This window comes from Sphingomonas sp. Leaf9, assembly GCF_001421355.1.
In the GTDB taxonomy this organism is placed as follows: Bacteria; Pseudomonadota; Alphaproteobacteria; order Sphingomonadales; family Sphingomonadaceae; genus Sphingomonas.
On record NZ_LMKC01000003.1, the window covers coordinates 325625 to 346890 of the forward strand.

General features: G+C 68.5%; 17 protein-coding genes. 13 read left to right on the top strand and 4 right to left on the bottom strand.

Annotated features, from left to right (window positions below):
• Positions 1–114: 114 nt before the first annotated feature.
• Positions 115–2805 carry a methionine synthase gene (gene metH, locus ASE58_RS09415; RefSeq protein ID WP_055820326.1) on the top strand — a complete coding sequence of 897 codons (2691 nt, stop codon included), beginning with the start codon at positions 115–117 and terminating at the stop codon, positions 2803–2805.
• Here metH and ASE58_RS09420 read toward each other — a convergent pair.
• Genes ASE58_RS09420 through ASE58_RS09430 form a run of 3 tightly spaced genes read right to left on the bottom strand, consistent with a single transcriptional unit; the run spans position 2759 to position 4487 of the window.
• Positions 2759–3565: a hydrolase 1, exosortase A system-associated gene (locus tag ASE58_RS09420; RefSeq protein ID WP_055821050.1), complete on the bottom strand. Its 807-nt coding sequence runs from the start codon at positions 3563–3565 to the stop codon at positions 2759–2761. The two genes, metH and ASE58_RS09420, sit on opposite strands and share 47 nt — an antisense overlap.
• Positions 3550–4218, bottom strand: coding sequence for a hypothetical protein (locus tag ASE58_RS09425; protein ID WP_055820330.1), 669 nt, complete (start codon positions 4216–4218; stop codon positions 3550–3552). The genes ASE58_RS09420 and ASE58_RS09425 overlap by 16 nt, the downstream gene beginning before the upstream one ends.
• On the bottom strand, positions 4215–4487 hold the full coding sequence (locus ASE58_RS09430; RefSeq protein WP_055820334.1) for an acyl carrier protein: 273 nt from the start codon (positions 4485–4487) through the stop codon (positions 4215–4217). Before ASE58_RS09430 ends, ASE58_RS09425 begins: the two co-directional genes overlap by 4 nt.
• Before the next feature lie 264 nt (positions 4488–4751).
• Between ASE58_RS09430 and ASE58_RS09435 the strand changes: the two genes are divergently transcribed.
• From ASE58_RS09435 to ASE58_RS09490, 12 genes are all read left to right on the top strand, one after another.
• On the top strand, positions 4752–6254 hold the full coding sequence (locus ASE58_RS09435; RefSeq protein ID WP_055820336.1) for an AMP-binding protein: 1503 nt from the start codon (positions 4752–4754) through the stop codon (positions 6252–6254).
• Positions 6251–7483: a pyridoxal-dependent decarboxylase, exosortase A system-associated gene (locus ASE58_RS09440; protein WP_055820340.1), complete on the top strand. Its 1233-nt coding sequence runs from the start codon at positions 6251–6253 to the stop codon at positions 7481–7483. Before ASE58_RS09435 ends, ASE58_RS09440 begins: the two co-directional genes overlap by 4 nt.
• A gap of 174 nt (positions 7484–7657) precedes the next feature.
• Positions 7658–8257 carry an XrtA/PEP-CTERM system exopolysaccharide export protein gene (locus tag ASE58_RS09445; protein ID WP_235513551.1) on the top strand — a complete coding sequence of 200 codons (600 nt, stop codon included), beginning with the start codon at positions 7658–7660 and terminating at the stop codon, positions 8255–8257.
• A gap of 1 nt (position 8258) precedes the next feature.
• Positions 8259–9782: an XrtA system polysaccharide chain length determinant gene (locus tag ASE58_RS09450; protein WP_055820347.1), complete on the top strand. Its 1524-nt coding sequence runs from the start codon at positions 8259–8261 to the stop codon at positions 9780–9782.
• Positions 9783–9796: 14 nt separating this feature from the next.
• Positions 9797–10714: an AAA family ATPase gene (locus ASE58_RS09455; protein WP_055821054.1), complete on the top strand. Its 918-nt coding sequence runs from the start codon at positions 9797–9799 to the stop codon at positions 10712–10714.
• Positions 10711–12318, top strand: a complete 1608-nt coding sequence (locus ASE58_RS09460) for a hypothetical protein (RefSeq protein ID WP_055820350.1) — start codon at positions 10711–10713, stop codon at positions 12316–12318. The genes ASE58_RS09455 and ASE58_RS09460 overlap by 4 nt, the downstream gene beginning before the upstream one ends.
• 247 nt (positions 12319–12565) lie before the next feature.
• Positions 12566–13738 (top strand): ExeA family protein, encoded by a 1173-nt coding sequence (locus ASE58_RS09465; protein WP_055820352.1) that lies wholly within the window; start codon positions 12566–12568, stop codon positions 13736–13738.
• A 19-nt stretch (positions 13739–13757) separates the two neighbouring features.
• The gene (locus ASE58_RS09470; protein ID WP_200909330.1) at positions 13758–14597 is read left to right on the top strand and encodes an XrtA system polysaccharide deacetylase; all 840 of its coding nucleotides are present in this window, start codon (positions 13758–13760) and stop codon (positions 14595–14597) included.
• Positions 14594–15643, top strand: coding sequence for a FemAB family XrtA/PEP-CTERM system-associated protein (locus ASE58_RS09475; RefSeq protein ID WP_055820358.1), 1050 nt, complete (start codon positions 14594–14596; stop codon positions 15641–15643). Before ASE58_RS09470 ends, ASE58_RS09475 begins: the two co-directional genes overlap by 4 nt.
• Complete coding sequence (locus ASE58_RS09480) at positions 15640–16797, top strand: TIGR03087 family PEP-CTERM/XrtA system glycosyltransferase (protein ID WP_055820360.1); 1158 nt, start codon at positions 15640–15642, stop codon at positions 16795–16797. The genes ASE58_RS09475 and ASE58_RS09480 overlap by 4 nt, the downstream gene beginning before the upstream one ends.
• Positions 16794–18314, top strand: a complete 1521-nt coding sequence (xrtA, locus tag ASE58_RS09485) for an exosortase A (protein ID WP_055820363.1) — start codon at positions 16794–16796, stop codon at positions 18312–18314. Before ASE58_RS09480 ends, xrtA begins: the two co-directional genes overlap by 4 nt.
• Before the next feature lies 1 nt (position 18315).
• Positions 18316–20202, top strand: a complete 1887-nt coding sequence (locus ASE58_RS09490; protein WP_055820365.1) for an XrtA/PEP-CTERM system amidotransferase — start codon at positions 18316–18318, stop codon at positions 20200–20202.
• 50 nt (positions 20203–20252) lie between these two features.
• Here the strand turns inward: ASE58_RS09490 and ASE58_RS09495 are convergent, their stop codons facing one another.
• Positions 20253–21221, bottom strand: a complete 969-nt coding sequence (locus ASE58_RS09495) for an alpha/beta hydrolase (protein WP_055820368.1) — start codon at positions 21219–21221, stop codon at positions 20253–20255.
• Between the last annotated feature and the right edge of the window lie 45 nt (positions 21222–21266).

Genomic DNA, 21266 nt, shown 5'->3' on the forward strand with positions numbered 1-21266 from the left:
GATGGTGGAGGGGGGTCTCCGCCGTCGCTACCGTCTCGTCCGTGGAGACCCCCCTCCACCACCGCCTGTCGGCGGCGGTCCCCCTTTCCATGCCGGGAAGGATCGAGAGAGAATATGACCAACGCCTCGACCAATTTCGTCAATATCGGCGAACGCACCAACGTGACCGGCTCTGCCCGCTTCAAGAAGCTGGTAATGGCGGGCGACTATGCCGCCGCGGTCGAGGTCGCGCTGCAACAGGTCGAGAGCGGGGCACAGGTCCTCGACGTCAACATGGACGAGGGGCTGCTCGACGCGCACCACGCGATGACGACGTTCCTGAAGCTGATCCAGGCCGAACCGGACATCGCCCGCATCCCGGTGATGGTCGACAGTTCGAAGTGGGACGTGATCGAGGCGGGGCTGAAATGCGTGTCGGGCAAGCCGATCGTGAATTCGATCAGCATGAAGGAGGGCGAGGAGCAGTTTCTCCACCATGCCCGCATCTGCATGAATTACGGCGCGGCGGTCGTCGTCATGGCATTCGACGAGGTGGGGCAGGCCGACACGCAGGCGCGCAAGGTTGAGATTTGCGAGCGCGCGTACAAGCTGCTCACCGGCATCGGCTTCCCGCCCGAGGACATCATCTTCGACCCCAATATCTTCGCGGTGGCGACGGGGATCGAGGAGCACAATAACTACGGCGTCGACTTCATCGAGGCCTGCCGTGAGATCAAGGCGCGCTGTCCGCACTGCCATATCTCGGGCGGACTATCGAACCTGTCGTTCAGCTTTCGCGGGAACGAGCCGGTGCGGCGCGCGATGCATTCGATCTTCCTCTATCACGCCATTCCGGCGGGGATGGACATGGGGATTGTCAATGCCGGGCAGCTCGACGTGTACGACACGATTGATGCGGAACTGCGCACCGCCTGCGAGGACGTCATCCTCAATCGCGATCCGGATGCGACCGAACGGCTGATCGCGCTGGCGGAGAAGTACAAGGGCACCGATGCGGTCGCCGAAAAGGCGGCGGCCGAGTGGCGCTCGCTGCCGGTCGTCAAGCGGTTGGAATATGCGCTGGTGAAGGGCATCGACGCGCATGTCGTCGACGATACCGAGGAATGCCGCCAGCAATTCGCCCGGCCGATCGAGGTGATCGAAGGGCCGCTGATGGACGGGATGAATGTTGTTGGCGATCTGTTTGGGTCGGGCAAGATGTTTCTGCCGCAGGTCGTCAAGTCGGCGCGGGTGATGAAGAAGGCCGTCGCCCACCTGCTGCCCTTCATCGAGGCCGCCAAGGAGCCCGGTGCCAAGGGCAAGGGCAAGATCATCATGGCGACCGTGAAGGGCGACGTGCATGATATTGGCAAGAACATCGTCGGCGTGGTGCTGCAGTGCAACGGCTTCGATGTCGTTGACCTGGGCGTGATGGTGCCGTGGACGAAGATCCTCGAAGCTGCGAACGAGAATGACGCCGACATGATCGGCCTGTCCGGCCTCATCACCCCGTCGCTGGACGAGATGGTGACGGTGGCCGAGGAGATGAAGCGCGCGGGCATGACCATGCCGCTGCTGATCGGCGGTGCCACCACGTCTAAGGTGCATACCGCGCTGCGCATCTCGCCGGCCTATGACGGGCCGATCGTCCACGTTCTCGACGCGTCGCGCGCGGTGGGTGTCGCGACGACGCTGGTCAGCGACACCGGCCGCGACGCCTATGTCGCGCAGGTCGCCGCGGATTACGAGGCGGTACGCATCGCGCGCGCCGGCAAGGGGCAGAGCGACCTAGCCCCGATCGCCGAGGCCCGGGCCAACGCCGCCGTTGTCGATTTCGCCCAGAAGCCGGCGGCTCCGGCCAGGCCGGGGCGGCATGTTTTCGACGACTGGGACCTCGCCGACCTGCGCGACTATATCGACTGGACGCCGTTCTTTCGCGCATGGGAATTGGCCGGCAACTTCCCCGCGATCCTGACCGACGAGGTGGTGGGCGAGAGCGCGACGTCGCTCTACGCCGATGCGCAGGAGATGCTGGACCGGATCATCGCCGAGAAATGGCTGACGGCGCGTGGGGTTGCGGCGCTGTGGCATTGCCGGCGCGACGGGGACGATGTGATCCTCGACGTACCCGCCGAGCAGCTGGAGCCGGCGATGGAGGCCGGGCGGGTCTCGCCGCTGTCGGGCGTGCCGCACGACTTTGCGACGCCGATGCAGACGACCCATGCCACCCATGCGATCCGGATGCCGTTCCTGCGGCAGCAGGTGAAGAAGCGTGAGGGGCGGGCGAATATGTGCCTCGCCGACTTCATCGATCCGGCGGGCGACTGGATGGGCGGCTTCGCGGTCGGCATCCATGGGATCGACCCGCATATCGCGCGGTTCAAGGCCGAGAATGACGATTATCAGGACATCTTGCTGAAGGCGCTGGCCGATCGTCTGGCCGAGGCGTTTGCCGAGCGACTGCACCACCATGTCCGCACCGACCTCTGGGGCTATGCGCCGGACGAGCAACTGACCAACGAGGCGATGATCCGCGAACAGTATCGCGGCATCCGTCCCGCGCCGGGCTATCCGGCATGTCCCGACCATAGCCAGAAGCCGATCCTGTTCGACATGCTGGGCGCGACGGAAGCCACGGGGATCACGCTGACCGACAGCTTTGCCATGCTACCCACCGCCGCTGTGTCGGGTTTCTATTTCGGGCACCCCGACAGCGCCTATTTCGGGGTGGCGCGGGTCGGGCGCGACCAGCTGGAGGACTATGCGACGCGGCGGGGCGTCAGCATCGAGCAGGCGGAGCGGTGGCTGCGGCCCAATCTCGACTGAGCGCGTCGAGCAGCCGGTCACGCACCCAGTCGGCGTCGCCGGGGCGGGCGAAGCTGTGGCTGTCGCTGTCGCGGTGGTGCATGGCGGCAAGGTGGCGAAGGTGCCACGCATCGAGGAATGCCACCGCCGTGTGATCGCGGGTTGCGAGCAGGATGTCGGTGGGCGTTCCCGAGGACAGGGCGGTGGTGAAGGTGAGGACGAGTTCGGTCTGGGCCGGGCGACGCTTTGCCAGCACTGCCAATCCTTGCGCCAGGCGGCGGAAGTTGACGCCTCCGGTCAGCAGCCGCCGCCATTGGGCGGGTGAGGACAGCCGCGCGGCATAGGTTGCGCGGATCGCCGCCGGGGGGGGCAGGTCGCCGGAAGGCTCGACGATCCAGGGGTTTGCGAGAACGAGGCGGTCGATACCGGCATCGCCATGGAACAGCGCCAGCGCGGTCGCGGCGTCGCAATTGCCGAACGCCACGATCCGCGTGACGCCGGTGTGTTCACGCAAGGCCGCGGCCGCGGCGGCAATGTCGGGGCCACTCGCGCGGAAGCCTTCGTTCACCCCGGTCGAATCGCCGATACCGCGCCGATCGAACCGGAGCACCGGATAGCCGGCGGCGGCAATCGTGGCGGCAAGCAGCGCCTGCCCGCGATGCGCGCCGACGCGCAGTTCGTTGCCGCCCGACACGATCAGCAGACCGGTGGTACCGGCCGCGTCGTCCAGCGTGCCCGCCAGCGTCTCGCTTAAGCAGGCAAAGGTCACCAGCCGACGCATGCGCGGCTCCATGCGAAGAGGTCGTCGGCAAGCTGTTCGGCGAGCACGCGATCGTCGCCCGGTTCGGCGCGACGCCATAGCGGCGCGGCGTCGATGCGCAGGTCGGCATCCTCCGGATCGGTGCCGAGGCGGACGATGCGGCGGGGATGGGCGTCGCAGGGCGTCGCGGCGTCGAGTTCGTCGAGCAGCGCGGTGGCGATGCGGTTGCCAGCGATCTCCACCACCGGCGCGGTGCGATCGATGCCGACGGGACGAGCGATGCGGGCGAGCTCGCGGACCAGCGCGGCGCCCGACTGGGGGCTGAGGTGCCAGCGCCCGGCGAGGTCGGCGTCGGTGTCGAACAACGCCCCGGCGCGGATCGCGGCGCCGATCACCGGACGGTCGCTCGCCGCGACCAGCGCGGTGACGGCGGCGCGCCAGTCGGCAAGGTTTGCGGCCTCGGTCGGAAGCAGGCTTTCCCCCTGTCCGGGCAGGTCGGGCAGGATCGACGCGATCCCGCGCGTCGCCAGCGCCCGGAGCAGCCCGACCGCGAAGGTTCGGGTGCGGTTCGCCTCCTCGAACGGGGGCTGCAGCAGCATCACGACCGGCCCCTCGGCAGGGCCGAAGCGCCACAGCGCCTCCTGCCCGCCGGGCCAGTCGTAGCGGTCGATCAAGCGGGAACCTTGGCGCGGGCGAAGGCGACCAGCGAACCGAAGCTTTCCAGCGTGTCGCCGTCGATATCGTCATCCTCGATCAGGATGCCGAGGCGATCCTCCAATTCGGTCAGGACACCGGCCACCGCCATCGAATCGAGTTCGGGGAGCGCACCGAACAGCGGCGTGGCATCCTCGAACGCCGCCGCGCGTTCGTCCGACAGGCCGAGCACGTCGCGCAATACCCCGCGCACCGTTTCCTCGATCGAACCCGTACCCGTCTGGATCACCCGTACACTCCCCCTGTTACCTGGGCGGTTTAGGGGGTGTTGGGGGTGCTGCCAAGCGGGCTGTGTCCGGGGGCGGGCCTGCTGGACGCTGATGGTGCTTTCCGTGGCTCTGGACCCCTGCCTGCGCAGGGGTCGGGTCGGGTTGGGTGCGAGGGGCGACGGTCGCGTCGCCCGCTTCGTCACCCCGGGCTTGACCCGAGGTGACGTTGTGGGTGGGGGGGGGCACCCCCTGTATCTGGCGTCGGATCGGCGCTAGGAGGCGACATGGAATTTCCGCGTGCCCGGACAATCGATCATCTGCCTTCGCTGGGGGCGGCGCAGGCGCCGGCGCTGATCGATCGGGAGGGCGCGCTGAGCTTTGCCGCATTGGAGGCGGCGGTAGCGCGGATGGCGGGGGGGCTGGTTGCGCTGGGCCTTGCGCCGGGCGCACGGGTGGCGACGTGGCTGCCCAAGACGCGCACCGCGTGCCTGATGCCGCTGGCGACGGCGCGGGCGGGGCTGGTGCATGTGCCGGTCAATCCGGCGCTCAAACGGGCACAGGTCGCGCATATCCTGTCGGACAGCGGTGCGGCGGTGCTGGTGACGCAAGGGGCGCGGGTCGCGGCGCTGGAGGCGGGCGATGTGCCGGACGGGTGCCGGGTGTTGACCGAGCCGCCGGAGGGCGATTCCGTCCGACCCCAGGATTATGATTCCCGTGCTCTGGCGGCCATTCTCTATACGTCCGGTTCGACCGGCCGGCCGAAGGGCGTCATGCTGAGCCATGCCAATCTGTGGCTCGGGGCAGTCTCGGTGGCAAGCTATTTGCGCTTGACCCCCGACGACCGGGTACTCGCGGTGCTGCCGCTCAGCTTCGACTATGGGCAAAACCAGCTATTGTCGACGTGGGCCGCGGGCGGGGCGGTGGTTCCGCTCGATTACCTAACCGCGCGCGACGTGGTGAAGGCGGTCGAGCGGTTCGGCGTGACGACGCTGGCGGGGGTGCCGCCGCTGTGGACGCAATTGCTGGAGGTGGACTGGCCGGCGGACACGGCGGCGCGGCTCAAGCGGCTGACCAATTCGGGTGGAGCGCTGACCCCGCGCATGGTGCGGGCGCTGCGGGAGCGGTTCGCCGGCGCCGATCTCTATGCGATGTACGGGCTGACCGAGGCGTTTCGATCGACCTATCTCGATCCGGCGCTGATCGATGCACATCCCGATGCGATCGGGTCGGCGATCCCCTTTGCCGAGGTGGCGGTGGTGCGCGCCGATGGCAGCCGGGCGGATGCCGGGGAGGCGGGCGAGCTGGTCCATGCCGGGCCGCTGGTTGCGCAAGGCTATTGGCGCGATGCCGCGCGGACGGCGGCGCGGTTTCGGCCGGCCCCGGAATGGATGGATAGTGGCGGCATGGCGGTGTGGTCGGGCGACACGGTGGCGCTGGGCAGCGATGGGCTGCTGCGCTTCGTCGGGCGCGATGACGAGATGATGAAGGTGGCGGGCAACCGGATCAGCCCGACCGAAGTGGAGGAAGCGGTGCTGGCGGGCGGCGAAGTGGCGGAGGCGGTCGCGGTCGGCCTGCCCGACGAACGGCAGGGGCAGGCGATCACGGTGGTCGCGCGGGCGTTGGTGGCGGATGCCGAGGCGCTGGTGCGGGCGCGGCTGCGACGCGAACTGCCGAGTTTTCAGCAGCCGTCGCACTATGTCTGGGTCGAGGCGTTGCCGCGCAATGCCAACGGCAAGCTGGACCGGGTGGCGGTGCGCGCGCTGGCACAAGCGGCGGTGCAGTCGTGAAGCCGGTCGGGCCGATCCCGGCGGGCTTTGCCGGACAGTCGCGGCTGACGGTCGGCGGCGTGGATTTCGCCGAACTGCTCGAACGGGCGGGTGATACCCCGGCGTTCCTGTATGACGGCGGGGCAATGGCGGCGCGGGTCGCGCGGCTGCGCGCGGCGCTGCCCGAGCAGGTGCGCGTGCATTATGCGATCAAGGCCAATCCGCACCGTGACGTGCTGGCGGCGATGGCGGCATTGGTCGACGGGCTGGACGTGGCGTCGGGCGGCGAACTTGCGCTGGCGCTGACCGTCAAGCCGGCTGCGGCGATCAGCTTTGCGGGACCCGGCAAGCGCGACGATGAGCTGACGCAGGCGATTGCGGCAGGGGCGACGCTGCATGTCGAATCGGAGGGCGAGGCCGATCGGGCGCTGGCGATCGGTGATCGGCTGGGGCGGCGTCCCCGCATCGCCGTTCGGGTGAACCCCGATTTCGAATTGCGCGGGTCGGGGATGCGGATGGGTGGGCGCGCGTCGCCCTTCGGCATCGATGCGGTGTGGGTGCCGGCGCTGGTCCGGCGGCTGGTCGCGGCGGGCGCGGACTGGCACGGCTTCCACATCTTTGCCGGATCGCAGACGCTGGACAGCGCCGCGATCATCGAGGCGCAGGCCGCGACGCTGGCGCTGGCCGAGCGGCTGGGCGAGGAAGCGGGCGCGGCGCCGGCGTTCGTCAATCTGGGCGGCGGGTTCGGCATCCCCTATTTCGCGGGCGATACCCCGGTCGATGTCGAGGGCATCGGGCAGGCGCTGGGCGCGGCGCTGGACCGGCGGGGCGCGGTGCTGGCCGATACCGGCTTTGCGGTGGAGCTGGGCCGCTGGCTGGTGGGGGAGGCGGGGGTGTATTGCACGCGCGTCGTCGATGTGAAGGACAGCGGGGGCGAGACGTTCGTGGTGGTCGATGGCGGGCTGCATCATCAATTGGCGGCCAGCGGCAATTTCGGGACGGTGGTGCGGCGCAATTATCCGGTGGCGGTGGCCGAGCGGATGGCTGCCGCGCCGGTCATGACTGCGTCGGTGGTCGGGTGCCTGTGCACCCCGCTCGACCGGCTGGCCGACCGGGTGGCGCTGCCCGAGGTGGCGGTCGGCGATACGATCGTCCTGTTCCAGGCGGGGGCTTACGGTGCGACGGCCAGCCCGGCGGCGTTTCTGGGCCATCCGCCGGCGCGCGAGGTCCTTGTCCCATTGCGGGACTGATCGAACGGTACGCCTTATGGGATGCGGGGCGGCGGAAGTTCGCTATACTCAACCCTATCTTTACCCCTTTGGCAGCATAGCAGGGGCGGTCCTGCGCAGTCCCGATGCGGCTGCGCTCGTTCGGAACGAGGTAATGTAATGCGTCGCAGGCATGGTTTTGGAACGGGTGTGGCGATGGCGGCCTTGCTGGGCGGGTGCGCCGGTGGGGCGACGCGCCCCGAATTGCCGCCCGCACCGTTCGTGCAGGCGAAGGAAGCGCCGGGCGAGGCCTATGTCATCGGGCCGCTCGACCAGCTGAGCATCTTCGTGTGGCGCAACCCCGAACTGTCGACCAAGGTGCAGGTGCGCCCCGACGGGCGGATCACCACGCCGCTCATCAACGACATGCCCGCCACCGGCAAGACGCCGGCGATGCTGGCCGACGATCTGAAGCTGGCGCTGGGCGAATATGTGAAGGACCCGCTGGTTTCGGTGATCGTCGAGAATTTCTCCGGCACCTTCAGCCAGCAGGTGCGCGTGGTGGGGGCGACCGAAAAACCGGCATCGATCCCGTACCGGGCCAATATGACGCTGCTCGACGCGATGATCGCGGTCGGGGGCCTCAACCAATATGCGTCGGGCAACCGGGCGCGGCTGGTGCGGTACGACCGGGCGACGGGCAAGCAGTCGGAATTTGGCTTACGTATCTCCAGCCTGCTGAAGAATGGCGATGCCAGCGCGAACGTGAAGTTGCAGCCGGGCGACGTCATCATCATTCCAGAGAGCATGTTCTGAGATGGATGGGCTGTATAACGAGCTGAAGCTGATCCTCCACGCGGTCTGGCAGCGGCGCTGGATCGCGCTGGCGGTGGCGTGGGTCGTGTGCCTCGCCGGGTGGCTGGCGGTCAGCCAGATTCCCAACAGCTATCAATCGACCGCGCGGGTCATGGTGCAGATGCGGCAGGTGCTGCCCGGCGCCGAGGCGGCGGTCGCGCAGAATGATCAGGCGAAGAATATCGACCGTATCCGCCAGACGCTGACGTCGGCGGTGAACCTTGAAAAAGTGGTGCGCGGTACGTCGCTGAACGAAACGGTCGCCAATGACCGTGACGTCGCCGACCGGATCGCGTCGTTGCAGAACGCGATCAAGCTGACGCAGCAGCAGGACAATCTGTTCGAGATTTCGGCGACGTCGGGCAATCCGAAGGTCGCGCGGGAAGTCGTGCAGAAGATGATCGACATTTTTGTGCAGGATAACCTGGCGAGCGACCGCGATGCGACGGTGCAGTCGCTGCGGTTCCTCGACCAGCAGCTGTCGCAGCGGCAGAAGCAGCTGGCCGATGCCGAGGCGCGGCGGCAGGCGTTCCAGGCGCAGTATATGGCGATGCTGCCCGGCACCGGATCGCTCGACGATCGCATGTCGAACGCGCGCAGCGAGCTGGCGCAGATCGACGGCGACCTGGCGGCGGCGCAGACCAGCCTGAGCGCGGCCAATGCGCAGATGGCGGGGACCGCCGCGACGCTGCCCGGCACGGCGGGGACGGCGATGGTCGGGCCGGCACGCGCGCGGCTGAACGCGATCGAGGGGCAGATTGCCGAGGGGCGCAGCCGCGGCTGGACCGATCAGCATCCCGACATGGTGGCGCTCAATCGCCAGCTGGCGTCCGCCCGCGCGGCGGCGCGCGGCGAGGGTGGCGGGGTCAGCGGGGGCACGGCGGCGTCGCCCAACCCGTTCTACCTGCAGCTGCGCGCGACGCAGGGCGACCGGCAGGCGCGGGTGGCCGAATTGCAGCAGCGCAAGAACCAGATCGAAAGCCAGCTGAACGGGCTGCAGGCCAAGATCGCGGCCGATCCGCAGGCGGCGGCGCAGCAGTCGCAGCTGGACCGCGACATCGCGTCGCTGAAACAGCAATATGACTCGCTGTTCCAGGACCGCGAACAGGTGCGCCTGCGCAGCAGCGTGCAGACCGATACCGACGCGGTACAGTTCAACGTGATCGATCCGCCCACCCAACCCAGCAAGCCCACCGCGCCGAACCGGCCGTTGCTGCTGCTGGGCGTGCTGGTCGTGGGCATCGGCGCGGGCGTTGCACTGGCCTTTGCGCTCAGCCGGCTGAAGACCAGCTTTGCCACCGCGCAGAAGCTGGAGAAGATCAGCGGGATGCCGGTGCTGGGGTCGATCGGTGAGGTGGTGACCGACACGGTACGGGCGACACGCAAGCAGCGGTTGAAGCTGTTCGCGGGTGGCGCGGGCGCGCTGGTTGCGGCATTCGTGTTGTTGCTGGGCATGGAATTCGCCCGGCGCGGGCTGGTGGCGTGAGTGGGGATGACAAGGTGAACGATCAATCGCACCGGGCCATACGCGCGTCGTTGCTGGAGCGCGCGGCGGATCGCTGGCAGCTGGGGCCGAAGCCCGACCTGCCGCCGGTCGCCATGCCCGACCTGCCGCCGGCGCCGCCGGTCGTGCCGCCGGTTGCCAAGGCGAGTCCCCGCAAGATGCCGTCCGCGCGCATCCGCCCGGTCGATCCGGCGCGGATCGATCGCGAGATGCTGGCCGAGGCAGGAATGCTGGTGCCCGGCGGCCCGGTTACCGCGCTGGCCGAGGAATTCCGGCTGGTGAAGCGCCAGCTGCTGACCACCGCCGCCGATATCGAGAAGCGCGATCCCGATGCCGCGCGCATGATCCTAGTGTGTTCGGCACAGCCGGGCGATGGCAAGACGTTCTGCGCGATCAACCTTGCGCTGTCGCTGGCGGCGGAACGCGACCTGCAGATCCTGCTGGTCGATGCCGATTTCCCCAAGCCCGACATTCTCGACCGGCTAGGCCTGCCGGCGGGCAAGGGGTTGCTCGACGCGCTGGGCGATCCGGCGATCGATGTCGAGACATTGGTGATCCCGACCGACGTGCCGCAGCTGTCGGTGCTGCCGGCGGGCAAGCGGACCAATGCCGACACCGAATTGCTGCGCAGCGACCATGCGCAGGATGTGATGCAGCGGCTGCTGACCGCCGATCCCGACCGGATCGTCATCTTCGATTCGCCCCCGGCCCTTGCCGCATCGCCGGCGGCGGTGCTGGCGTCGCTGGTCGGGCAGACGGTGTTGGTGGTCCGCGCCGACCGCAGCAGCGAATCCGACCTGCGCGAAGCGGTCGCGCTGCTGGATGGATGCGACGATATCCAGTTGCTGCTGAACGCGACGACGTACCGGGCGGAGGGCGCGCGCTTCGGTTATTACGGGCAGGATCAGGAATGATGCGGTGGGTGGCCCTGCCGGTGGCGGTCGTGGCGTCGGCAAGCCCGGCGCTGGCGCAGCGCGTCGAGGTGTCGCCCTATGTCGAGGTCGGGCAGACATTGCTCGCCGATCTGAACGATGGCGACGTCGTTACCTTTACCCAGCTGACCGCCGGGGTCGATGCGACGATCACGACGCAGCGGGTGCAGGTGCAGGCCAATTACCAGTATCAGCGGCTGCTGGACTGGGGCGATAACTTCGGCAGCGGCGACGTCCATTCGGGGCTGGCGCGCGCCAATGTGCAGATCACCCGCTGGCTGAACCTGGAGGGCGGCGCGATCGCCACGCGGGCGCAGGGCGATACGCGCGGCGGAGGCTTCGGCTCGCTGGTCAATGCCAGCAACGTCAACACCGCGCAGGTCTATGGCCTGTACGCCGGGCCGAGCATCAATACGCGGGTCGGGCCGTTCGCGGTCAACGGCACCTATCAGTTCGGCTATGTGAAGGCGGAGACGCCGGGCGTCGTCAACCTGGCACCGGGCCAGCGGCGGCTGGATTATTATGACGAGGCGACCAGCCATCTGGTGATGGCCAGCGCCGGCACGCGCGCGGGCACGCTGCTGCCGATAGGCTTCACCGTGTCGGGCGCATGGGTTAGTGAGGATGCCGGGCAGCTCGACCAGAAGTTCGAGGGCGCGTATGGCCGGGTCGATGCGGTTTTGCCGATCACGCCGACCCTCGCCGCGGTCGGGGGCGTCGGATATGAAAAGATCGAGGTGACGCAGCGCGATCCGTTGGTCGATGCGAATAATATTCCGGTGACCGATGGGGCGGGGCGGTTCGTGACCGATCCGGCATCGGCACCGCGCATCGCGTACGACACCGACGGCATCATCTGGGACGCGGGCGTATTATGGCGGCCGTCCCCGCGCACCGCGCTAGAGGCGCGGCTGGGGCGGCGGTACGGGGCGATGAGCTATACCGGGTCGCTGCAATGGCAGGTCAGCCCGGCATCGGCGGTGCAGGTCGGCGTATATGACAGCGTGACCACGTTCGGGCGGCAACTGACCGGATCGCTGTCGCAGCTGCCGATCAATTACATCGGCGGCGAGGACCCGTTCGGTGCGCGCTATGGCGGGTGCGTGTTCGGTGGCGGCGTGACGCCCGAGGGCGCGTCGAATGCCGGTGGCTGCCTGACCCCGGTGTTCCAGTCGGTCAGTGCGGCGACGTTCCGTGCGCAGGGGATCGATGCGGTCTATTCGATCACGCGTGGGCCGACCCGGCTGGGGCTGGGCGCGGGCTATGCCAGCCGGCGCTATTATGTCCCGCCGGTGCCGGGTGCGGTCATCTATCGCACGCGCGACGAGAGCTATTATGTCCAGGGCTTCGGCCAATGGGCGCTCGACAGCCGGTCGTCGGTCAGCGCCGACCTGTACGCCAATTACTTCGCGAGCGGGATCGAGGGCGGGCTGGACGCATGGGGCGGCGGTGCGCAGGGCGGTTATTATCGCAGCTTCGGCCGGGCCTATGGCAGCCTTACCGCCGGCGTGTACGGCTATGATGTCGAACGCAGCCAGTCGGATTTGATCGCGCAGGCGTTGCTGGCGGTGGGGTTCCGGTTCTAGGTTCGACAGGTAGAATTTCCTACCGTCACCCCGGACTTGATCCGGGGGCCCGCTGTTTACCCGCCGTCGAAGAAGAAGCGGGACCCCGGGTCAAGCCCGGGGTGACGGAGGGGTGGGCGAGTCTATCGCCAACGTCGTTCGTGCAGGCGGCTACCCCTACCGGCCGGGAACGGAACAAGGTAAATTCGCCCGATTTAAACGAACATTCAACCGATTGGCGGGTACAAGCCCTCCATTGGAGACGATGATGTACGACAATCATTATGGCCTGACCGGTCGCCCGTTCCAGCTGACGCCCGATCCGGCCTTCTGGTTCGACACCGCCACCCATCGCAAAGCGATGGCGTATCTGGGCTATGGGTTAAGCCAGGGCGAGGGCTTCATCGTCATCACCGGCGATCCGGGGACGGGCAAGACGACGCTGCTCGGTCACCTGATGGAGACGATCGATCCCGAACGGCTGAACGTCATCCGCATCGTCACGACCCAGATCGAGGCGGACGACCTGTTGCGGCTGGTCGCCGCAGGCCTCGACGTCGACCATCACGGGCTGACCAAGGCACAGTTGCTCGAAGGGATCGAGCGGGGCTTGCACAATGTCGCGCGGTCGGGGCGGCGGACGCTGCTGGTGATCGACGAGGCGCAGTCGCTGCCGGTCGGGTCGATCGAAGAGCTGCGGATGCTGTCGAATTTTCAGGCGGGCGGCTATGCGCTGTTGCAGATTTTCCTGCTGGGCCAGCCGGAATTTCGCCAGCGGCTGCACGGGTCGGATCGGCTGGAGCAGCTGCGCCAGCGGGTGATCGCGATGCACCACCTCGACCCGATGGGCGTCGAGGAGGTTGGGCCGTATCTCGAACACCGCCTCGCGGTCGTCGGGTGGAACGGCACGCCGAGCTTCAGCATGGACGCACTGGCCGCGCTGCACCGCTGGTCGGGCGGCGTGCCGCGCCGGTTGAACCAGCTGGCCGGGCGCGTGCTGCTCTATGGCGCGATCGAGGGGATCGAAGAGTTCGGATCGCTGGACATCGAACAGGTGATCGAGGATCTGGACGGCGACGGGATGGGGGCGACTGCGCCTGAGCCTGCCGCTCGCGTCGAGGCGGCGCCGGTTGCCGAGGCGATGCCGATCGTCGACGCCGATCCGCTGCCGATGACCCCGCCGCCGCCACCGATGCCGCCGCGCCCGATCCACCTGTCGGTGGTCGATGCGCCGAGCTGGAGTGCGGCTGTCGCCGATGCACCCGCGCTCGCGCCGGTGGATACGGCCGATCGCGAGGCGCTGGTCGCGCGGATCGCGGCGCTGGAGGAACGGCTGGAGGACCAGGATGCGGCGCTGCGCCGGGTGCTGACGCTGCTGGTCGACTGGGTGGAGGGCGAGCAGCGCCGCCCCGACCTGTCGTCGATCCGCGCCGCCGGCTGAACGCGGCGTGCCCCCTGCCATGCGCAACGCGATGTCGGTCGATGTCGAGGACTGGTTCCAGGTAGGCGCGTTCGAAACGGTCATCGACCGGGGCGAGTGGGACGCGCTGGAATGTCGGGTGGAGGCGAATACCGATGCGGTGCTCGACCTGTTCGCCGCCAGCGGGGTCAAGGCGACGTTCTTCACGCTCGGCTGGGTGGCGCATCGCTTTCCGGCGCTGATGCGGCGGATCGTCGATGGCGGGCATGAGCTGGCGAGCCATGGCTGGGACCACAAGCGGGTCTTTACCTTCACCGCCGAGGAATTTCGCGCCGATCTGGCCCGCGCCAGGGCAGCGCTGGAAGACGCCGGGGGGCAGGCGGTGACGGGGTATCGCGCGCCGAGCTTCTCGATCGATCGGCGGACGCCGTGGGCGCATGATGTGTTGGCGGAGGAAGGCTATGCCTATTCCTCGTCGGTCGCGCCGATCGCCCATGACCATTATGGCTGGGTGGATGCGCCGCGGATGCTGCACCGGCCGGTCGCGGGATCGGACCTGATCGAATGGCCGATCACGCTGGCGAAGGTGCTGGGGCGCGAAGTGTCGGCGGGCGGGGGCTTTTTCCGGCTGTTGCCGAACCGGGTGGTCGAGGATGCGGTGGTGCGCAGCAACCGTGCGGACGCACATCCGGCGATCTTCTATTTCCACCCGTGGGAGATCGACCCCGGTCAGCCGCGCGTGTGGAATGCACCGCTGAAGTCGAAGGTGCGGCATTATTCGCGATTGGGGGCGATGGCGGGGAAGCTCGAACGGCTGATGGCGCACCATGACTGGGGCCGGGCCGACCGGATCGTCGCCGAGCGCGCGGTTTCGTTGTGACCGTCGTCCGGCGGGCCGATCTGGCCAATCCGGCGGAGCGTGCGGCGGTAGAGGCGTTCGTCGCGGCGCATCCCCAGGGAACTCCCTTTCACCTGCCCGTGTGGGGCGAGGCGACGGCGGCGGGCTGTGGGCAGGATTTCCGGATGCTGCTGGCCGAGGCCGGTGGTGCATTGCAGGGCATCGTGCCGCTGACGCATGTCCGCTCTCCGTTGTTCGGGGCGGCGTTGGTGTCGACCGGTTTTGGTGTGGGCGGCGGTGTGCTGGCGAGTGATCCGGCGGCGGGCGTGGCGCTGGCGGCGGCGGCGGTCGAGGTCGCGCGGGAGCTGAAGTGCCCGACGATCGAGATGCGCGGCGGGGTACCGATCGAAGGGCCGGGCTGGACATGGGACGACACGCGCTATGTCGGGTTCGTGCGGCCGCTGGCGGGCGATGACGATGCCGAATTGCTGGCGATCCCGCGCAAGCAGCGGGCGGATGTGCGCAAGGCGCTGGCCGAGCCGTTCGAGGTGGCGGTCGGCCGGGACCGGAGGGCGCTGGCAGAGCATTTCCGGGTCTATGGCACGTCGGTGCGTAACCTCGGTACGCCGGTCTTTCCCAAGGCGCTGTTTGCCGAGGTGATCCGCCGGTTCGGCGCGGACGCCGATGTGCTGACCGTGCGCCATGGCGGTGAAGCGGTGGCGAGCGTCCTGTCGGTGTATTGGCGGGGCACGGTCTATCCCTATTGGGGCGGGGGCACGGCGGCGGCGCGGGGGTTGCGGGCCAATGAACGCATGTATTTCGAACTGATGCGCCATGCCCGCGCGAAAGGCTGCACCGCGTTCGATTTCGGGCGGTCTAAGGTCGGGACCGGGCCGGCGGCGTACAAGAAGAATTGGGGCTTTGTCGGCGAGCCTTTGGGTTACCCGACCTGGACCGCCGATGGCGCGGCACCGCGCGATGCCAGCCCGCTGAACCCCAAATACCGGCTGAAGATCGCGGCGTGGCAGAAGCTGCCGCTCGCGGTCGCCAATCGTGTCGGGCCGTTCATTGCGAAGGGGCTGGGGTGAGCGACATCCTGTTCCTCGCCCACCGCGTTCCCTATCCTCCCGATCGTGGCGACAAGGTGCGCAGCCACCATGTTTTGCGGCATCTGAGCGGGCTGGGCCGGGTGCATCTGGCGACCTTCGCCGACGATCCGCGCGACATGGGGCATGAGGACGCGCTGGGGCAGTGGTGCGCCAGCGTGAAGGTGCTGCCCCGGACCAAGGGTAATGCGCGGGCGGCGGTCGAGGCGCTGGCGAGCGGGCGCACGGTGTCGGAGGCGGCGTTCGACAGTGCGGCGATGCGGGGCGCGGTGGCGGAGCTGATGGCCGCGCGGCATTATGCTGCGGTCTATGTCTATTCGGGGCAGATGGCGCAGTATCTGCCCGCTGATTTGCCGTTCGTGATGGACTTTGTGGACATGGATTCGGCGAAGTTTGCGGCCTATGCCGATGATGCGAAGGGGCCGATGCGCTGGATGATGCGACGCGAGGCGCGTAAGCTGGCGGCGTTCGAGACGGCTGTCGCGGGCCGGGCGCGCGCTTCGCTGCTGGTGAGCGAAGCCGAGGCTGCTCTGTTCCGGCGGACATCGGGGGCGGATCGTGTCGTTGCGATCGAGAACGGGATCGATACGGCGTTCTTCGACCCCGCCAGCGTCGTGCCGGTCGATGCGGCCGGGCCGCTGATCGTATTCACCGGGCAGATGGATTATCGACCGAATGTCGAGGCGGTGCGCTGGTTCGTGGGTGAGGTGTTGCCGCTGATCCCGCAAGCGCGCTTTGCGATCGTCGGGCGCAGTCCGACCGCTGCCGTGCGGGCGCTGGCGGGCGAACGGGTGGTCGTGACCGGCGAGGTCGCCGATGTGCGCGGCTGGATCGCGGCTGCGGCGGTGGTCGTCGCGCCGCTGCTGCTGGCGCGCGGTATCCAGAACAAGGTGCTGGAGGCGATGGCGATGGCGCGGCCGGTGGTCGCTTCGGTCGCGGCGGCGGAAGGGATCGACCATCAGGGCACGATCCGTGTCGCCGAAGATGCAGCCGGATTCGCCAAGGAGATTGGCAAGGTTCTGGCCGATCCGGTGGCAGCGGACGCGCTCGGACAGGCGGCGCGGGCGCGGACGATCGCGCGCTATGGCTGGGAGGCGCGACTGGCGCCGCTCGCCGGGCTGTTGGGGCTGGCATGAGCAGCATGGCGCTCGAGCGGCCGCGCGTCGCGATCGACCCGGCATGGCGGCGGGCGTTGCTGGCGCTGGGTGGCGTCTGGGTGGCGCTGCTGGCGATTTTTCACCGTGATGCTGCCGGCATGGCCGATATCTGGTGGAATTCGACTACCTATGGCCATTGCCTGTTTGTGCCTCCGATCATCGGTTGGCTGGTATGGCAGCGGCGGCGGGAACTGGCGCAGCTGACCCCGCAGGCGTGGTGGCCGGGGCTGGCCATCGTTGCCGGCGGTGGCGCGGTGTGGCTGGTCGGGGAGGCGGCGGCGGTTGCGTTGTTCCGCCATGTCGGGCTGGTCGCGATGTTGCAGGGGGTGGTGGTCACGCTGCTGGGTGCGCGGGTGGCGCGGGGCATTGCCTTTCCGCTGGCGTACATGGTGTTCCTCGTGCCGTTCGGCGATTTTCTCGAACCTTGGCTGCAATCGGCGACGGTGTCGCTGACCATGCCGCTGTTGCACCTGCTGGGCGTGCCGGCGGCGGTCGACGGGGTGCTGATCACCATCCCCAACGGCTATTTCGAAGTGGCCGAGGCATGTTCGGGATCGAAGTTCGTCATCGCCATGGTCGCGTACGGCATGCTAGTCGCCAATGTCTGCTACGTCGCGTGGGGGCGGCGGGTGGCGTTCATGGCCGTCGCGCTGGTCGTGCCGGTGATCGCCAACGGCATTCGTGCGGCAGGAACGATCTACGCCGCCCATCTGACCTCGGTCGAGGCGGCGACCGGGTTCGACCATGTCGTCTATGGCTGGGTCTTCTTCGCTATCACGATGGCCGGGGTGCTGGCGATCGGGTGGCGCTGGTTCGACCGTGATCCGGATGCGGCGTGGTTCGACGTGGGCGTGGTGCAGGCGATGCCGATGCGCGCGGCCGATCGGTCGATTGCGGCGGCGGCGGCATTGGCGGTGGCGGTCGGTTTTGCCGGATGGGGCTGGGTGGTCGATCGGCGGGCGCAGGTCCTGCCGGCGCAGATCGAGTTGCCGCAGGTGCCGGGGTGGCAGCGGGTAGCGGTCGATGGCGAGCCGTGGGTGCCGAACTTTCCGGGCGCTGACCATTTCCTGATCGGGCGCTATGGGGATAGCCGGGGCCGCAGCGTCGACATGGTCGTCGCGGTCTATGGTTGGCAGGGCGAGGGGCATGAATTGGTAGGGTTCGGAACAGGCGCGATTCGTGAGAACGACCGCTGGGTACGGATCGCCGACACCGCGCCGATCGCCGGCAGCGCGTCGCTGCGCATGGCCGCACCCGGCCCGGTCGAGCGTGAGGTCGCGACCTGGTATCGGATCGGGTCGGTCACGACAGGTAGCGCCGACCGGGTGAAGCTGGAGACGCTGAAGGCGAAGCTGCTCGGCGGGCCGCAGCGCGGGGTCGCGGTGCTGCTGTCGGCGTGCAAGGACGGGAATGCCCCGCGGCAGGCGATTGCCGATTTCCTAAAGGCGGCCGGGCCGATCGACGCGATTGCCGACCACGCGGCGGGGATGCGCTGAGATGTGCGGGATCGCCGGCCTCTATCACAGCGCCCAACCCAAGCCGGTCGATCCGGCGCGGATTGCGGCGATGACCGATGTGCAGGCGCATCGCGGCCCCGACGGTTCCGGCGTGTGGACTGCGCCGGGTGTGGGGCTGGGCCATCGCCGGCTGTCGATCATCGACGTCGCGGGCAGTCCGCAGCCGATGGCGTTGCCGGGCGAACAGTTCGTCATCAGCTTCAACGGGGAAATCTATAACTTCGCCGAGCTGCGGGCCGAGTTGCAGGGCAAGGGCGCGGTGTTCCGTACCCAGGGCGATACCGAAGTGCTGCTCCACGCCTGGGTCGCATGGGGGCCGGACATGCTGGCGCGGCTGAACGGGATGTTCGCCTTTGCGATCCATGATGCGGGGCGGCAGGCGCTGTTCCTCGCCCGCGACCGGATGGGGGTGAAGCCGCTCCATTATGTCGAGCTGGGCGACGGCGCGGTGGCGTTCGCGTCGGAGCTGAAGGGGCTGCTTGCCCATCCGCTGGTGCGGCGCACGCCCGATGTGGCGGCGATCGAGGATTATATGGCGCTGGGCTATGTGCCCGACGACGCCTGTATCGTGGCGGGGGTGAAGAAGCTGCCCGCCGGCCATTTCCTGCTGATCGAGCGCGGGCGCGGTGTGCCGCAGCCGGTACAGTGGTGGGATGTCGACTTTTCGAAGCGAGCCAAGAGTAGTACGCGCGATCTGCAGGCCGAACTGGTCGAGCGGATGCGCGAGGGCGTGCGGTCGCGGATGGTCGCCGATGTGCCGCTGGGCGCGTTCCTGTCGGGCGGGGTCGATTCGTCGGCGGTCGTCGCGTTGATGGCGGAGGCGAGCCGCTCGCCGGTGCAGACCTGCACCATCGGGTTCGAGGAAGCGGGCCATGACGAGCGTGGCCCGGCCGGGCTGGTGGCGGGGCGCTTTGCCACCGACCATGCGGTGCGGACGGTGCGGTCGGACGATTTCGGGCTGATCGATACGCTGGTTGCGGCGTTCGACGAACCCTTTGCCGATGCGTCGGCGCTGGCGACCTATCAGGTCTGTGCGCTGGCGCGGGAGCGGGTGACGGTCGCGCTGTCGGGCGATGGCGCGGACGAGGCGCTGGCCGGGTATCGCCGGTACAAATTCCATGCGGCGGAAGAGCGGGTGCGCTCGCTGCTGCCGCAGTCCTTGCGCGAGCCGGTGTTCGGCGCGCTGGGCGATGTCTATCCCAAGGCCGACTGGGCACCGCGCCCGTTCCGCGCCAAGACGACGCTGCTGGCGCTCGCGCAGGATGGCGACGAAGCCTATGCGCAGGCGGTCGGCGTAACGACCCCGGCAGTGCGGCAGGGCTTGTACGGGGCGGCGATGGCGCGGCAGCTGGGCGGGTATCGCGGCGAGGAACGCTATGTCGCGGCGATGCGGCAGGCGCCGGCGCGCGATGCGCTGGACCGGGCGCAGTACGCCGATTTCCGCCACTGGCTGCCGGGTGATATCCTGACCAAGGTCGACCGGACGAGCATGGCGGTGGCGCTGGAGGCGCGCGAGCCGTTGCTCGACCATCGGCTGATCGAGTTTTGCGCGACGCTGCCTGCGAAGCTGCGACTGCGCGGCGGCGAGGGCAAATGGCTGATGAAGAAGGCGCTGGAGCCGTGGTTGCCGCGCGAAATCCTGTACCGGCCGAAGATGGGGTTCGTGACGCCGGTCAGCGCGTGGTTTCGTGGGACCCTGGCGGACGAGGCAGCGGGGCTGGCGCGCTCGCCGGTGTTGGCGACGTGGTTTGACCCCCACGCGATCGAGCGGCTGGCGGCCGAACATCGCGCCGGTCGGGCGGAGCATGGGCGGACGTTGTGGCAGCTGGTGATGCTGGAGCGGAGTGCCCGGCGGCTGTTCGGGTAATTCGCGCTACCGTCATCCCGGATCGGGTCCGGGGTGACGGTAACTTGGTGTCAGACGCGTTCGGCGATCCAGCGCCGGAATAGGTCGGTCCAGAGCCGCTGCGGGCTGTCCATCGGCGAATGCAGCGCCCCCCAGCCATGGCCGCCCCGTTCGAACAGATGCGCCTCGACCGGCACCTTCGCCCGGCGGCAGGCGGCGAGCATTTCCAGCGACTGGTCGACCGGGCAGACGGGATCGTCGACCGAATGCGCCAGGAACACCGGCGGCGTCTGCGGCGTGACCCCCATGGGTATATTGTAGCGGCGATAGACGGTCATCGGCCCGTCGGGCTGGCCGGAGCCTTCGCGGGCCATCGCGGCGATGTTGGTGACAGGATAGATCAGGCCGGTGAAGGCCGGTCGCGCCGACTGACGGTCGGCGGCGTCGATCGGCTTGTACACCGGATCGTCATGCGCGACCGTCAACGATCCCGCCAGATGCCCGCCCGCCGAAAAGCCGCAAATGCCGAGCTTCGCCGGATCGATGCCATAGCGCGCGGCATTGGCGCGGATCAGCCGCATCGCGCGCTGCGCATCCTGCAGCGGCACGTCCTGCTGATTGTCCCAGCCTTCGCCGGGCAGGCGATAGGCGAGCGCGAAGACGGTGATGCCGGCGGGGTTCAGCGCCTTCGCCACGTCGATCCCCTCATTCTCGATCGAGACGAAGCCGTATCCGCCGCCGGGGATCGATAGGACGGCGGTGCCGTTGGGCCGGGCCGGGCGGAATACGCCGACCACCGGATCGGACACGCCGCGCAGCCAAAGTTCGCGCAGGTCGGGGCGGCCGTTCATCGACGGGGCATAGGTCGGCAGCGTCGCGCGGGCGCCGGGCGCGCGGCCGGGCCACAGGCGGAAATGTTCGCGCGGGGGCCAGGGGGTGAGGCGTTCTCTGCCCGGCGTCGGTTGCGCCGTCTGGGCCGCCGCCTTTGCCGCCAGGGGCAACGCCAGGCTCGCGCCCAAGATGGTCCGCCGGTCGATCATCCGCTCCACTCCCTGTTCGTTTTCCCGCAGCCTAACTGCCCGAAG